The organism is Chitinophaga sp. CC14 (assembly GCF_048957795.1).
GTDB classification, from domain to species: Bacteria; Bacteroidota; Bacteroidia; order Chitinophagales; family Chitinophagaceae; genus Chitinophaga; species Chitinophaga ginsengisegetis.
The window spans coordinates 1628576-1642947 of sequence record NZ_JARBFY010000001.1 but is presented as its reverse complement, the minus strand read 5'-3'; the positions used below and the strand labels follow the sequence as shown (position 1 = coordinate 1642947).

11 protein-coding genes are annotated in these 14372 nt (G+C 46.1%); 4 read left to right on the top strand and 7 right to left on the bottom strand.

From position 1 onward, the window contains the following. Positions 1 to 360: 360 nt before the first annotated feature. Entirely contained in the window at positions 361 to 2499 is a 2139-nt protein-coding gene (gene metG / locus PV783_RS06890) for a methionine--tRNA ligase (RefSeq protein ID WP_420987503.1), read from the bottom strand. Positions 2500 to 2655: 156 nt separating this feature from the next. Here metG and PV783_RS06885 point away from each other — a divergent pair, with 156 nt between their 5' ends. Next, entirely contained in the window at positions 2656 to 3540 is an 885-nt protein-coding gene (locus PV783_RS06885) for a S66 peptidase family protein (protein WP_420987502.1), read from the top strand. 255 nt (positions 3541 to 3795) lie between these two features. On the opposite strand, the gene PV783_RS06880 is transcribed toward PV783_RS06885, so the two are convergent. Both PV783_RS06880 and PV783_RS06875 read right to left on the bottom strand, forming a co-directional pair. Then, positions 3796 to 4608 carry a HesA/MoeB/ThiF family protein gene (locus tag PV783_RS06880; RefSeq protein WP_420987501.1) on the bottom strand — a complete coding sequence of 271 codons (813 nt, stop codon included), beginning with the start codon at positions 4606 to 4608 and terminating at the stop codon, positions 3796 to 3798. Between the two features lie 5 nt (positions 4609 to 4613). Then, positions 4614 to 5993: a sensor histidine kinase gene (locus PV783_RS06875; RefSeq protein ID WP_227024409.1), complete on the bottom strand. Its 1380-nt coding sequence runs from the start codon at positions 5991 to 5993 to the stop codon at positions 4614 to 4616. 442 nt (positions 5994 to 6435) lie between these two features. On the opposite strand from PV783_RS06875, the gene PV783_RS06870 reads away from it, so the two are divergent. Beyond that, positions 6436 to 6987, top strand: coding sequence for a YqgE/AlgH family protein (locus PV783_RS06870; protein ID WP_079469458.1), 552 nt, complete (start codon positions 6436 to 6438; stop codon positions 6985 to 6987). 492 nt (positions 6988 to 7479) lie between these two features. Here PV783_RS06870 and atpC read toward each other — a convergent pair whose 3' ends face one another. Both atpC and atpD read right to left on the bottom strand, forming a co-directional pair. Continuing rightward, positions 7480 to 7737, bottom strand: a complete 258-nt coding sequence (gene atpC / locus PV783_RS06865; protein WP_079469459.1) for an ATP synthase F1 subunit epsilon — start codon at positions 7735 to 7737, stop codon at positions 7480 to 7482. A gap of 60 nt (positions 7738 to 7797) precedes the next feature. Further along, positions 7798 to 9300 carry a F0F1 ATP synthase subunit beta gene (gene atpD, locus PV783_RS06860; protein ID WP_079469460.1) on the bottom strand — a complete coding sequence of 501 codons (1503 nt, stop codon included), beginning with the start codon at positions 9298 to 9300 and terminating at the stop codon, positions 7798 to 7800. A 344-nt stretch (positions 9301 to 9644) separates the two neighbouring features. Here atpD and PV783_RS06855 point away from each other — a divergent pair, with 344 nt between their 5' ends. Continuing rightward, a complete protein-coding gene (locus PV783_RS06855; RefSeq protein WP_420987500.1) occupies positions 9645 to 10871 on the top strand; it encodes a metallophosphoesterase in 1227 nt (408 codons plus the stop codon). 37 nt (positions 10872 to 10908) lie between these two features. Here PV783_RS06855 and PV783_RS06850 read toward each other — a convergent pair whose 3' ends face one another. Both PV783_RS06850 and pnuC read right to left on the bottom strand, forming a co-directional pair. Next, on the bottom strand, positions 10909 to 11784 hold the full coding sequence (locus tag PV783_RS06850) for a DUF4349 domain-containing protein (RefSeq protein WP_363431149.1): 876 nt from the start codon (positions 11782 to 11784) through the stop codon (positions 10909 to 10911). A 4-nt stretch (positions 11785 to 11788) separates the two neighbouring features. Then, a complete protein-coding gene (pnuC, locus tag PV783_RS06845) occupies positions 11789 to 12436 on the bottom strand; it encodes a nicotinamide riboside transporter PnuC (RefSeq protein ID WP_420987499.1) in 648 nt (215 codons plus the stop codon). A gap of 329 nt (positions 12437 to 12765) precedes the next feature. On the opposite strand from pnuC, the gene PV783_RS06840 reads away from it, so the two are divergent. Then, a complete protein-coding gene (locus PV783_RS06840; protein WP_420987498.1) occupies positions 12766 to 14280 on the top strand; it encodes a DUF6600 domain-containing protein in 1515 nt (504 codons plus the stop codon). Positions 14281 to 14372: the final 92 nt, after the last annotated feature.

The following is a 14372-nucleotide window of genomic DNA, read 5'->3' as shown; positions in this document are numbered from 1 at the left end:
AATTGGCTGGAGGAGCGTAGTTTGTCTTTCTCAGGATTAGGCTGATTATAATGATTTAGGGGATTTGATCACTTTTGATTCTAAAAGATTAGGGGAGACATAAGCGAAAATATCCGCTTATGTCTCCCCTAATCTTTTAGAATCAAAAAAGTAAAATCAAGGCAGTCATTATAATCAGCCTAATCCTGAGAAAGACAAACTACACTCCGATCCGCAAATTGTATCGGCTTTATGAAGGCTTCGCCATTACGTCGCATTCGCTTTGCACATGCTTTACACCCGGAGTATCCGTGGAGTGTACATGGAGATGACGTGGAGGGGATGTGGACTTGATCTGGAAACCCTCTACCCTGGCTAATTTCAGCTCACTCCGCTACCCGGCGTTATCGCCTCCGCAGGGTTTACGAAAACGAGCTTACCCTTGTCTTCCGCCATGAGGATCATGCCCTGGCTTTCGATTCCGCGCATTTTACGGGGGGCCAGGTTGGCCACCAGTGTTACCTGTTTGCCTACAATGTCTTCCGGGTTGAAGTGCATAGCGATACCGGAAACGACGGTACGTTGTTCAGTACCTATGTCTACCAGCAGTTTCAGTAATTTATCGGCTTTGGCTACTTTTTCTGCCTGCAGGATGGTGCCTACGCGCAGGTCCAGTTTTGCGAAATCGTCGTATTGAATTTCAGGTTTTGCAGGGGCGGGCGGGGCTTCTTCCACGGCGGGCGCAGCTGCCGCGGCGGCATCCATCGCCTGTTTTAAACCTGCATGGAGTTTTTCCACCTGGGCAGTTACCTGCTCATTTTCCACCTGTTTGAACAGCAGTTCCGGCGGACGCAGGGAATAGCCTACGTTCACCAGTTTATCGCTACCGGCGTTTTCCCAATCCAGCATACGGTCCACCACTTTCAGCATGTGGCAGATCTTTTTGGCCGTAAACGGCAGGAACGGGTGGGAGAAGATCGCCAGGTTGGCCGTCATCTGCAATGCGATGTGCAGGCAAATATCGATCCGTCCCTGTAAAAAGGCGATGTCCTTTTCTTCGTACTGCGGGTATTTGGCGTGCTGTTCTCCACTCTTCAGCTTTTCGAGCACACTGGCCAGGATCCAGGGTTCATTCTTCTGGAGGTATTGATTGCCTTTCCGGGCAAATTCAATCACTTCAGACAATGCTTCCCGGAAGCGGTATGTTTCGAGGCTGGTTTCGATCTTCTCTTTTGCGAGGCCGAACTCTTTCAGTATCTCGGTGTCGCCGTCGTTCATGAACGCAGGATGCAGCGGGGGTACTTTTCCACCGCACAGCTTATGCATGAGCACCATCGCGCGGTTTACAAAGTTACCGAAAACGGCCACCAGCTCGCTGTTATTACGATCCTGGAAATCTTTCCAGGTGAAGTCGTTGTCTTTTGTTTCCGGTGCGGTAGCGCAGAGTACATAACGGAGTACATCCTGCTGATCGGGGAAGTCCTCAATATAATCGTTTACCCACACGGCCCAGTTACGGGAGGTGGATACTTTTTCGCCTTCTATATTCAGGAATTCGTTGGCAGGTACGTTGTCCGGCAATACAAATCCGCCGTGTGCCTTGAGCATGGCCGGGAAGATGATACAGTGGAAAACGATGTTATCCTTACCGATGAAGTGCACCAGTTTGGTATCGTCTTTACACCAGTAGTCTGCCCAGTTGTCGGTCAGTTCCTTTGTAGCGGAGATATAACCGATGGGTGCGTCGAACCATACGTACAATACTTTGCCTTCTGCATCAGGCAGCGGCACTTTGATGCCCCAGTTGCTGTCGCGGGTCATGGCGCGGCTTTGCAGGCCACTATCCAGCCAGCTTTTGCACTGACCGTATACGTTGTTCTTCCACTCTTTATGACCATCAATGATATATTCTTTCAGCCACGGTTCGTAGTTCTGCAGCGGCATGTACCAGTGTTTGGTTTTCTTTTTCACCAGTGGTGCATTGCTCAGTGCAGAATGCGGGTTGATCAGTTCATCGGGGCTCAGGGTTCTGCCACAGCGTTCGCATTGGTCGCCATAGGCTTTATCGTTGCCACAGTTAGGACAGGTGCCGATAATATACCTGTCTGCCAGGAACATTTCTTTCTCCGGATCAAAAAACTGTTCGCTTTCTTTTTCTTCAAACAAGCCATCGTTATACATCTTCAGGAAAAAGTCCTGCGAGGTTTGGTGGTGTATGGGAGCGCTGGTGCGGGCAAAAATATCGAAAGAGATCCCCATTGCAGCAAAGCTGTCGCCGATGATCTTATGGTATTTATCTACCACATCCTGCGGGCTCACGCCTTCCTTCATTGCTTTGATGGTGATGGGAACACCGTGTTCATCTGTGCCGCAAACAAATTTTACATCTGCCTTTTTTGCACGTAAATAACGTACATAAATATCTGCAGGCAGGTAGCAGCCGGCGAGGTGTCCGATGTGCACCGGGCCATTGGCATACGGTAATGCCGCAGTTATTAAATATCTATTAAATTTTGCCATATTCTCTTAAAGAATGCTTAAATAAACTTTAAATCAGTGATTGTTTTTGGAATCACCATAACAATTTATCACCTTAGTCAGCGAATAAAGAATGAATTTACGCTAACTAATCTGCAAAGGTAAACAAAAGGAACAATGGTAAAAATTCCGCCATATTTGAAAAAAGGTGATCTGATCGGAATTACCTGCTCCAGCAGCAAAATGGATCTGCAGGCAGCGGAGTATGCACGCGGCGTGCTCACTTCCTGGGGGTACCGTGTACACCTCGGTATTACTGTAGGAACCAGCTTTCATAATTTCTCTGCGCCGGATGAACTGCGGCTGGAAGAATTGCAGGATATGCTGAATGATCCGGAGATAAAAGCAATTGTATTTGGCCGTGGTGGTTACGGCATGGTGTGTATCATTGATAAACTGGATTTTACCCGTTTCCGGAAACAGCCGAAATGGCTTTGCGGCTACAGTGATATTACCACCCTGCACTCGCATGTGCAGCGGCACTTTGGCATTGCCACGCTGCATTCTGTGATGTGCAGCGGTATTACGCCCGATACGTTTGATAATGAATATACAGAAAGCCTGGCAGCAGCGCTGAGAGGGAAAGCTTACCGCTATTCCGCGCCGGCGCATCCGCTGAACAAGGAAGGGAAAACCACCGGGATACTGGTAGGCGGTAATTTATCGATCCTGGCCAACCTTTCGGGTACGCCTTCACAAATCAATACCAAAGGAAAGATCCTGCTGCTGGAAGATATCGGTGAATACCGGTATAACATAGACCGGATGATGTATAACCTGAAACGCGCCGGGTGGCTCGACAAACTGGCCGGGCTGGTGGTGGGCGCCTTCACAGATGGCAAGGAAACGGATACTCCTTTCGGACAGTCTGAATATGAAATTATCAGCAACCTTGTAAAAGACTACGAATTCCCTGTTTGTTTTGGTTTCCCGAGCGGGCACCAGGCGGCGAACTACTCGCTTAAACTGGGTGTGAAGCATGAACTGAAGATAGGGGCTAAAACGGTGCTGTCGGAGGTGTAATGCAGCGGAGGGATCGCCTTCGGCGATGGAAATTGTCCTGGAGCAGGATTACGCTGATTATGCTGATTTTTCTGATTTGATTTTTGGGATTTGGGGGTTTTGGATTTTTATAAATGATTAAGGGAGATATATGCGGATCTATTCGCTTATATCTCCCTTAATCATTTATAAAAATCTCCAAATTTAAATCAGGCAAATCAGCATAATCAGCGTAATCCTGCTCCAGGACAATTTCCCCGCCGAAGGCGGGCAGCACTAATCCTCCACATCCGGAACGATTTCCAGGCCGTATTCCTCTGCGGAGAGGACTCCGGCTGCGCGGATGCTTTCTATCGTTGCCGTATCCGGTTGCAGGTCGTGTACCTGGGTTTGGTTATGCAGGTAATCGATGCCATAAAATTTACCGGCGATGCCTAGAGGAACACCGATCAGGTATTTCACTACTTCACAAACGATTTGGGTGCCGAGGGCGCCATGGGTAGCGCCAATGGCGCCTGCATCAAAATTGCGGTATTCTTCTGTGAGCGGCAATGCGCAACGGTAAGAAGCGGAGGTGGTACCATCCGGCATGGGCATATTGAAGCCGGCGAACCAGGCCATCCAGTTATGTACTTCCCCGGTGATGTAAGGTTTGTTGTGTACCAGGCAGGCATCGTTGATCACCAGGTGGGTAGGCAGATGCTGGGTACAGTCTATCACAAGATCGAACCCTACCAGCATCATATTGATGGTGTCGGGTTTTACCTGCATGAGAATGGGGTAATGTTTTGTATATGGATTTACTGCCCAGAGGCGGCTGGCAGCCATTTTTGCTTTGTGTTTGCGGATATCCTGCATCTGGTAGATGGGCTGACGGTGCATGTCTTCATCATTGATCACACCATAGTCCGCGATGCCGATTACGCCTACTCCGCTGGCGCTGAGGTATTGTATCACCGGGCTTCCGAGGCCGCCGGCGCCTACTACCAGTACGCGGGCTTCCTTCAGTTTTTCCTGCATGCTGATGCCCATACCCGGCACTGCAATAGGATTCTTGAAATGCTGTATTTCTTTTTCACTCAGTATCATATGCTTTATCCTTTATCCAGTTCCTGCGGAAACTCGAGGGTAAATTTACTTCCTTTACCTACTACGCTTTCCACTTTAATTTTTCCTTTATGCGCGTCTACAATGGCCTTTACATAAGTGAGTCCGAGACCGAAGCCTTTTACGTTATGCACGTTGCCGGTATGTGCGCGGTAGAACTTTTCAAAGATACGTGAAATAGTATCGCGGCTCATACCAATACCATTGTCGGCAATCACGATGAACAGGCTTTTGCGGGTATTATAGGTTTGTATTCTTATCTCCAGCTGATCGTTGGAATATTTGATGGCATTATCCATCAGGTTGAAGATGAGATTGGAGAAGTGTACATCGTCTGCCATGATGATGGGGTTGATGGCATCCAGCTGAAGATCTACCACGCCATTTTTGGTGGCCAGCTGCAGCTGGAGGTTATCGGCGGTGCTCTGGATAACGTTATGCACATCGGTAGCCTGGAGCTTCAGCGCTATTTCGTCTTTTTCCAGGAGGGCGGATTGCAGGATGCTTTCCACCTGTTTGTTCATGCGTTTATTTTCTTCTTTGATGATGCCGGAGAAATACTGGATTTTTTCCGGTTTTGACATTACTTTCTCATTCCTGATCGCATCGATGGCCAGGGAAATAGTGGCCAGGGGTGTTTTCAGTTCATGGGTCATATTGTTGATAAAGTCCGATTTTATTTCCGAGAGTTTTTTCTGGTTCAGCAGGGTGCGGATGGTGAGTGCAAATGCCGTGATGATGATCATGGTAAACAGCACGCCACCCGAGATCATGATCCCTAATTGTTTGGCTACCGAATCATCGTTGGGCATGATGATGTAAAGCTTTTCCGCCCGTGGATTAAAATCGTTGGATTCCGAGAGCAGGATTACCTGTACCCGGTAGTCTTTCTTTTCCTTGATGCTGTCTGCTTCATTTTGCTGGAACATCTTTTCGAACCCGGCAGACTGCATCCGGATGGTACCGAATTCTGATCCTGGTACGGTGCCGATGATAGCAAATTCGAAGCTGGAGCTATCGAGGTGATTTTTCCTCATATTGTTCTGAATACACCGTTTCACTTCCTGCACAGTAAAGAAGTCGCTAACGGAGGGCACGCTGTATTGGGGTACGCGGTTGATATCCAGGTTAAACCCTTTTGTGGCGGTTCCTTCCTTGTTGTCGAGCTTAAACATGATAGCAGCCTGGCGGCGGTACATCATATCGTTGTATACATCTCTTGACATACTCACGGCGCGCTGGAAGAGCTGATCCTGTTTGATATGCACGGCGCTGATAATCCAGCTGACCTGGATATAGATGATTCCGAGCAGGGACAAAGTGATCAGGATAACGATGACGGGGAAAATCTTCTTCAGTGGTATCATGTAAGTTTTTGTCAGGCTTTAATTATCTCAAAGATAAGCGCATAGAAATATTAAAATATGTTAAAAAAGATGTTTGCTATAGCAACTATGATACAAAATTCCAGACGGCATATTGCCTCTGTGCTTATTCTCCGCAATACAACATCACTTTAACGTAATTTTAACTGGGTACTGCTGATTTTATTAATGCTTCTTTCCTTACCTTTGCTTCAGAATCTTGGTACTAAATTTGATTAGTTCAAGATCATAACAAAGTAATTAAACTTTCTACATACATCGATGTGGATTCGTTCCATAAGCGATTTAGATTTTGGTTGATAAAATGGTAAGGAGGTTTTCTAGCCTCCTTTTTTTATTTTTCCTACTTTCCTCTTTAATTTTCTTTTTTCTTTACTATTCAATCATTTAGTTAAATTTGAACAGGCTATAAAATTGTTTGTCTATGGTAACTTTGTCGCCCGGCATTTTGCTGATAGCTGATCCATTTTTGAAAGATCCAAATTTTGCGCGCACGGTAGTACTCCTTTGTGATTACCAGGAAAAAGGCAGTTTTGGCTTTGTAATCAATAAGTTGTTTGATCAAACGCTTAGTGATCTTGTGCCTGAGGTATTGATTAGTAATATCCCGGTGTATTATGGCGGTCCTGTACAGATGGATACCATTCATTTTGTGCACCGGCATCCGGAGCTGATCGGCGGCGGGCAGGAGATACTGCCTGGCGTGTTCTGGGGTGGCAGGTTTGACCATGTGGTGGACGCCATCAATAAGGGTTTACTGGAGCCTAATAAGGTAAAATTCTTTATTGGTTATTCCGGCTGGACCGAGGGGCAGCTGGATGAAGAGGTAAAGGAGAAATCCTGGATCCTGTCTGACACCGATACTTCACTGATATTTGAGCGCAGGGAGCAGCAAATATGGCAGCAATCCCTTAAAAATCTTGGCAGTACCTTTGCCATGATGGCAAATTATCCAATTGATCCTTCCTTAAATTAATGGTAATATTCTGACACAGAAGGAGATGGGCTGGGCTTGGTATTTAAAGTGAAAAATGAACAGGAGGAATGCTGTTTATTTAAAACAAATTAAATATCTTGCTAAAGTAATTGGTGAATCAAACCAGCTACATAGCCCGTTTTCAGGTAATTTAATAACCGATAAGATACACCTATGAAGGCAAAACCTATGAAAATTGTTTGCTCCTTCTATAGACCGATACCAGCATTTACCTGATCACTAACTGATTATCGTCAAAGGCATATTCATTAGGTAATATAAACAGCCTTGATAAGGCTGTCTATTAATGTACACGTAGTTACTGCGGCTATCTCGTATAGCCGTGCAGGTAATATATTGTACATAATGAATAGGAGGAAATCCCGGTGGACAGTCCTGTCCTTAACCGGGTCATCTAAGATTGGAATAGTTAGGACAAAACGAAGGCCGGGTATTCTTACCCGGCCTGGTTATTATATTTTGCTGGTATGCTTATTTTTCCACTGCTACAGCGCCTTCTACGAGTACGGTAGCCTTATTGCGCAACACTTCCACGAATCCGCCGCTGATGGTATAGAACTCTGCATGAGCTTTATCTTTCAGCACTTTCATTTTACCATTTCCGAGGGCTGCAATTAATGGCGCATGTTTATCCAGTATTTCAAAAGAACCGTCAATGCCCGGCAGTTGTACTCCGTACACTTCTCCGGCATATATTTTTCTTTCAGGTGTTAATACTTCTAATAGCATGTTGATGATCGTAAATGGTGAAGGGTAATGATCCCGGCGGAACCGGGATCATTGACTTAATTAGTTATTCGCTGCTTCCAGTAATTTCTTACCTTTTTCAATAGCTGCTTCGATGTTACCTACGAGGTTGAAGGCTGCTTCAGGATACTCATCTACTTCACCGTCCATGATCATGTTAAAGCCACGGATAGTTTCTTCGATAGGAACCAGTACGCCTTTCAGACCGGTGAACTGTTCTGCTACGTGGAAAGGCTGGGACAGGAAACGTTGTACACGACGTGCACGGGATACTGTCAGCTTATCTTCGTCGCTCAATTCATCCAGACCGAGGATGGCGATGATATCCTGGAGTTCTTTATAGCGTTGCAGGATCATTTTCACGCGCTGTGCACAGTTATAGTGAGCTTCACCCACGATAGCCGGAGACAGGATACGGGAAGTAGAGTCCAGCGGGCTCACAGCCGGGTAGATACCGAGATCGGAGATCTTACGATCCAATACGGTGGTAGCATCCAGGTGGGAGAAGGTTGTAGCCGGAGCCGGATCCGTTAAGTCATCCGCAGGTACGTAAACGGCCTGTACGGAAGTGATGGAACCATTTTTAGTGGAGGTGATACGTTCCTGCATCAGACCCATTTCAGTAGCCAGTGTTGGCTGGTAACCCACCGCAGAAGGCATACGGCCTAACAGTGCGGATACTTCAGAACCTGCCTGGGTGAAACGGAAGATGTTATCTACGAAGAAGAGGATGTCTTTACCACCACCTGCAGTACCATCTCCATCACGGAAATATTCTGCCAGTGTTAAACCGGACAAGGCTACACGCGCACGTGCTCCCGGTGGTTCGTTCATCTGACCAAACACAAACGTAGCCTGTGATTGTTTCAGTAATTCTTTATCTACAGCGGCAACATCCCAGTCGCCGTGTTCCATTGATTCTTTAAACTTGTCACCGTATTTAACGATGTTTGCTTCGATCATTTCACGCATCAGATCGTTCCCTTCACGGGTACGTTCACCAACACCGGCGAATACGGATAAACCTTCGTAACCTTTTGCGATGTTATTGATCAGTTCCTGGATCAATACAGTTTTACCCACACCGGCACCACCGAACAAACCGATTTTACCACCTTTTGCATAGGGTTCGATCAGGTCAATTACTTTAATACCAGTGAACAGTACTTCTGTTTCGGTAGCCAGATCCTCAAATTTAGGCGGCTCACGGTGAATAGGGTAACCGTTTGAAGCATCGATATCACCCAAACCGTCAATCGCCTCACCTACCACATTGAACAAACGTCCTTTCACCTGGTCGCCAACCGGCATTTTAATAGGCGCGCCTTTATCAACTACAGCCATGCCACGAACCATACCGTCGGTGGAGTCCATCGCCACTGTACGAACACTGTCTTCACCCAGGTGCTGCTGTACTTCCAATACTACCTTCTGACCATTTTCGCGGGTAATTTCCAATGCGCTGTAGATTTCGGGCAATTTGTCATCAAAGTGCACGTCCACCACGGGACCGATAATTTGTTTGATCTTACCTGTGTTAGGCATATTTTTAAAGAGGTTTATAAAAATACTAAAATGTTACTGTTCCAAAAACCGCACACAATTGCATTGCATACAGTTTCCAAAATTTGCCGCAAAGGTAAGAGTTAATGGGTGAAAATCAAAACGCTAATGATGAAAAAAAACCTTTTCCCACCGCATTTTTCGCCGATTTTATCATTAATAAAGTTTTATACCCCGGCAATGTAAAGCGCAGCCTATCAAATTATATTTTTTCATTATTCATAAATAACGTGTGCAGGCTGCCGCCATTCATATAAAAATAGCTGCCTTTTCTTAATTCCTTTGCTATTTTTAAATCGCTATCCTGATATATACAATATATAAATATGATAAAATCAAACAGTGAACAATCCCGAAGGTCATTCCTCGGCAACCTTTCCAAAGCAGGATTACTGGGCATCACCGAAGTTGTACCGGCCGCCGCCAAAGCTGGCATCCTGTCAGCAACATCACCCACAGCAGCACCAGAACACGCTTTTCTCTGCAAACCTTATCTCCAGTATCCCGGCCCGCACACCATTTCCGTGATGTGGCTCACCAGCCGCCCCTGCTACAGCTGGGTGGAATATGGAACAGACGGCCAGCTGAACAAAAAAGCACACCGCGTAACCAACGGACTGGTAGACGCCAATAACCGCCTCCACCGCATAGAGCTGGAACAGCTGGAACCGGGGAAAAAGTATAGTTATAAGGTGTGCTCAAAAGATATTGTTTCCTTTGAACCGTATAAGCTCACCTATGGCGAAACGATAGAAAGCGCTACCTATACTTTTACGGCCCCCGATCCACAGGCGAAGGAAGTTTCCTGGGTAATCATTAATGATATCCACGACCGGCCGGTTTCTATCCCCCACCTGATGAAGCTGAACGGCGATGATCCGTATGATTTCGTGTTTTTTAACGGAGATGTATTTGACTACCAGGCCGATGAGCAACAGATCATTGACCATATGCTCACTCCCTGCGGCGATACCTTTTCCACACAAACCCCGTTTATGTATGTGCGGGGGAACCACGAAACCCGTGGTAAATATGCCCGGGAATGGCACCAGTATTTTGATAACCCGGGCCACAACAACTATTTCACGTTTAACATAGGACCTGTATCGGCTATTGTGCTGGATACAGGAGAAGATAAAGAAGATGAACATCCCGTATATGCAGGCATCGTTGACTTCGACGCCTACCGGGAACAACAGGCCCGCTGGCTGGAACAACAGCTGCAAAGCCCTGCTTTCCGGAAAGCAAAACATAAGGTAGTGATGATGCACATCCCACACTATCAATCCGGCGAATGGCATGGCGTAAAACATTGCCGCGAAATGTTTGGCGGCCTCTTTAACAAACATAAAATTGATATCCTCATTTGCGGCCATACCCACAAATACGGTGTGTATGCCCCGGCAAAAGGACAGCATGAATACCCGCTTATTATTGGCGGCGGGCCAAAAGATGGGAATCGTACCCTGATAAAGATAAAAGCCGATCAGCAGAAACTGGTATTAACCATGCTGAGAGACGACGGCACAAAAGTGGGTGAGTACACCGTGTAAGTACAAAATGGCGGAGTGGGGACTCCGCCATTTTATTTTAATCCTTTTTAAGAGACAGGATCCAGCCATTCACCAGTTCCCACAATTTCAGTAAAAACCACGCGCCTCCTGCGGTAAAGAAAATTGCCGCCACCAGCACCGCATAATATTTGATAGTCCATTCCAGCGCTACTTTCACACGGGTAATAAAAGCAATGCCTTTCACGGCAGCGCCTTCATACATGGAGAACTGCACAGTACAAAACTCATTCTCTTCTGCAAAGTTACCCAGTTCTACTCCCAGGCCCTGTAACTCTTTCTCCACTTCATAGATCTGGTTATGCAGCTGGATAAAGTCTTCTATTTTTCCTTCTTTCTTTTTCAGTTCATTAAAATAAACCAATGAATTTTCCAGGGAAACCTTTTGGGCATTGAGTTTACGGTATTCGCTGGTTTTATCTGTTTTGGTTATTTCGGTAGATTTGATTTCACCGATCCCTTGTGTTGCCAGGTAAAACGAGTCGAATTTTTCCGGCGAAACACCTATCAGCATTTGTACCTGGCGGTTCCCGCTGTTGCCGGATTGCTGCTCGTACTGCACAATGGCATCAAATTTTTTGATGGTGCGGTGCAGCAGTTTTTCATCTTCTGAAAACTGTGATGATTTCGCCCGCACGTTGGCTACTTTTTCATACTTCTGATTACCGGAAATCATATCCGGTGCATTATTCTGCGGATTGAACGCTTTTACTTTTTCAGACGCATAATTCTTCCGGTGTTTCATTACGCCGGATAAAAAATCACCACCACCGGATTCTTCGTACTGGCGGCTTTTATACAGGTAGCCATACGTGATCCTGCACAGGAACATTACTACAAAAACGGCTATAAACGTAAGGGTTACACGACGGAGCTTTTGTTTAAAAGTAAGCATAGGGTTATTTATTGATGAGTTGTTGTTGATATGTTTTCCACCATTTTGCCAGTCCCATAGCGGCAATGATGAACAAAATAAAGTACTCTATTCCAAGAAACTTTACATCTTTCTGAAAATAAATAAAGGTAGCTATAGCATCTACCGTTACCCATAGCAGCCAGTTTTCCCAGATCCTTTTAGCCAGCAGGATATTGGCGATCACGCTTAAAACGGCCACCAGTGAATCGGTATAAGGCCATGCCGCAGGATGTTCAAATACGCGCGGCCACCACAGGTGCAGCCGGCTGATAACATAACCGGTAGCGGCAGACAACAGCAGGGCAGCGATTCCCAGCCACCAGCGGGAACGGTTTGACAGTGCATACACGGGTTCATTTTCCGGTTGCTTCCTGTACCAGAAGATCCATCCGTACACCCCGGTGGCAAAAAAGTATACCTGCAGGAACATATCTGCATACAACTGCAACTGCCAGAACAGTACAAAGAAACAGCTCACATTGATCAATCCTACCGGCCAGGTGAGGATATGATCTCTTGCAGCCAGCCATACACATAATAAGCCGGTAACGGTACCTATAAACTCCACGTAACTGACGGAATACCCCAGCGTTGTAAAGAAAATATGATGAATACTGAAAAAGGAAGCCATCTTTGAATTTAAGTGAGCTGTTGCAATATTACAGGAATGTTTTATTATTCCGTATATGCTTCTGTTATCCGCTGTAATGCAAGCTCTTACAGCGGTTACGAAATTGGAATCATTTTTGTCTTATACTGTATATAGCGCGGTAACTGCAGAAAAGCGTTATAAAAATTTTAACATAATCCTTTAACAATTTAAAATGATTCCGCCTTCTATACTTTATTCACAGACCATCTAAAAATGCTTGTTGATATAAATACAATTTTACCACAGCATTCATTACATCTCCAGAGTCTTAAAACAACAATACCTATCAGGACTAAAAAACAGGAGTTATGAACAGTTTATTAAAACACACAGGAATATCACTTTTATTTATAGGCTTTTTCGTCAGCAGTTGTGCATCTACATATGCACCCGGATATGATGATCAATATGGCTCTTCCTATTCCAGCGGACCGCAGGTACAGGTGAGCGGATCTATTTCCTTTTATGATGAATTGAGTCCTTACGGCCGCTGGGTAAGCTATCCCGGATATGACAGGGTATGGATCCCTAATGCAGGAGCTGACTTCCGCCCTTACTATACAAACGGACACTGGGTATACACCGACTACGGCTGGACCTGGGTATCTGATTACTCATGGGGTTGGGCAGCCTTCCACTATGGCCGCTGGTTATACGACGATTTCCAGGGCTGGATGTGGGTACCAGGTTACGACTGGGGTCCGGCATGGGTTAGCTGGAGAACAGGTGGCGACTATTATGGATGGGCGCCAATGGGACCGCAATATTCATACAATGCGCCGGCCAGCTATTGGGCATTTGTACCACGGCAGTACATCAACAGCCCGCGGATCAATAACTACTATGTTAATAACAGCAGAAACGTTACCATTATTAACAATACCACTGTTATCAACAACACCAACAATTACGGAGGAAGAAGAGTATATGCCGGCCCGAGCGCCAATGAGGTGCAACGTTATTCAGGCCAGGCAGTACGACCAGTAAGAGTGGAAAACACCAACAGACCGGGTACAGGAGGAAGACTGGAAAATAATCAATTGCGTATTTACCGCCCGGATGCCGCAGCTATTCAGCGGGGACGTGAAGTGGACCGTACAAGACCGGTACAGTCGGTAGATAACAATAACAACAACCGCCCAGGCCGTGTTACACCGGGCAATACTACCCAACCAGGGAATAATAACCCGGGTAATAATAACAATGGTGGTAACCGGGTACGCCCTGGTGAAGTGAATCAGCCGGCGAATAATAACACCGGGAATATACCTCCGTATAACAATGGAGGAAGGGTAAGACAGGGAACTACTACCCAACCGGTGAATCCAACAAATCCGGCGAATAATAATACGCCGGGCAACTTTAACAGACCATCAAGGGTAACGCCTGACAGGGCTGCTGATCAACAGCAACAGCAAAGGATACAACAGCAACAGATACAACAGCAACAGCAACAACAAAGGGTTCAACAGCAACAGCAGCAGCAACAACAGCAAAGGATACAGAGAGACCAGCAACAGCAACAGCAACAGCAACAGCAAAGGGTACAACAGCAGCAACAACAACAGCAGATACAGCAGCAGCAGAGAGTGCAGCGGGAACAACAGCAACAGCAGCAAAGGGCTCAACAGCAGCAACAACAACAGCAACAACAGCAACAGCAGAGGGTACAGCGGGAACAACAGCAACAACAGCAAAGGGCTCAACAACAACAGCAACAGCAGCAGCAAAGGATTCAAAGGGAACAACAGCAGCAGCAACAACCCCAACGGCAACAGGAACAGCCCAGACAACAGGGAGAACGTCCTTCACGTGTAGGATAAACCTCCTTTGATATAACGAAAGTACGAATGATAACAGCGGCAAAGATGTTTGTGAGATTACATCATTAATGCCCTGTATATCATTCGTACTT

What these genes read in the sequence shown, in the direction of transcription:
- metG (WP_420987503.1), bottom strand. Translation starts at nt 2,499, where the DNA reads ATGGCAAAATTTAATAGATATTTAATAACTGCGGCATTACCGTATGCC.
- PV783_RS06880 (WP_420987501.1), bottom strand. Translation starts at nt 4,608, where the DNA reads ATGATACTGAGTGAAAAAGAAATACAGCATTTCAAGAATCCTATTGCA.
- PV783_RS06875 (WP_227024409.1), bottom strand. Translation starts at nt 5,993, where the DNA reads ATGATACCACTGAAGAAGATTTTCCCCGTCATCGTTATCCTGATCACT.
- PV783_RS06870 (WP_079469458.1), top strand. Translation starts at nt 6,436, where the DNA reads ATGGTAACTTTGTCGCCCGGCATTTTGCTGATAGCTGATCCATTTTTG.
- atpC (WP_079469459.1), bottom strand. Translation starts at nt 7,737, where the DNA reads ATGCTATTAGAAGTATTAACACCTGAAAGAAAAATATATGCCGGAGAA.
- atpD (WP_079469460.1), bottom strand. Translation starts at nt 9,300, where the DNA reads ATGCCTAACACAGGTAAGATCAAACAAATTATCGGTCCCGTGGTGGAC.
- PV783_RS06855 (WP_420987500.1), top strand. Translation starts at nt 9,645, where the DNA reads ATGATAAAATCAAACAGTGAACAATCCCGAAGGTCATTCCTCGGCAAC.
- PV783_RS06850 (WP_363431149.1), bottom strand. Translation starts at nt 11,784, where the DNA reads ATGCTTACTTTTAAACAAAAGCTCCGTCGTGTAACCCTTACGTTTATA.
- pnuC (WP_420987499.1), bottom strand. Translation starts at nt 12,436, where the DNA reads ATGGCTTCCTTTTTCAGTATTCATCATATTTTCTTTACAACGCTGGGG.
- PV783_RS06840 (WP_420987498.1), top strand. Translation starts at nt 12,766, where the DNA reads ATGAACAGTTTATTAAAACACACAGGAATATCACTTTTATTTATAGGC.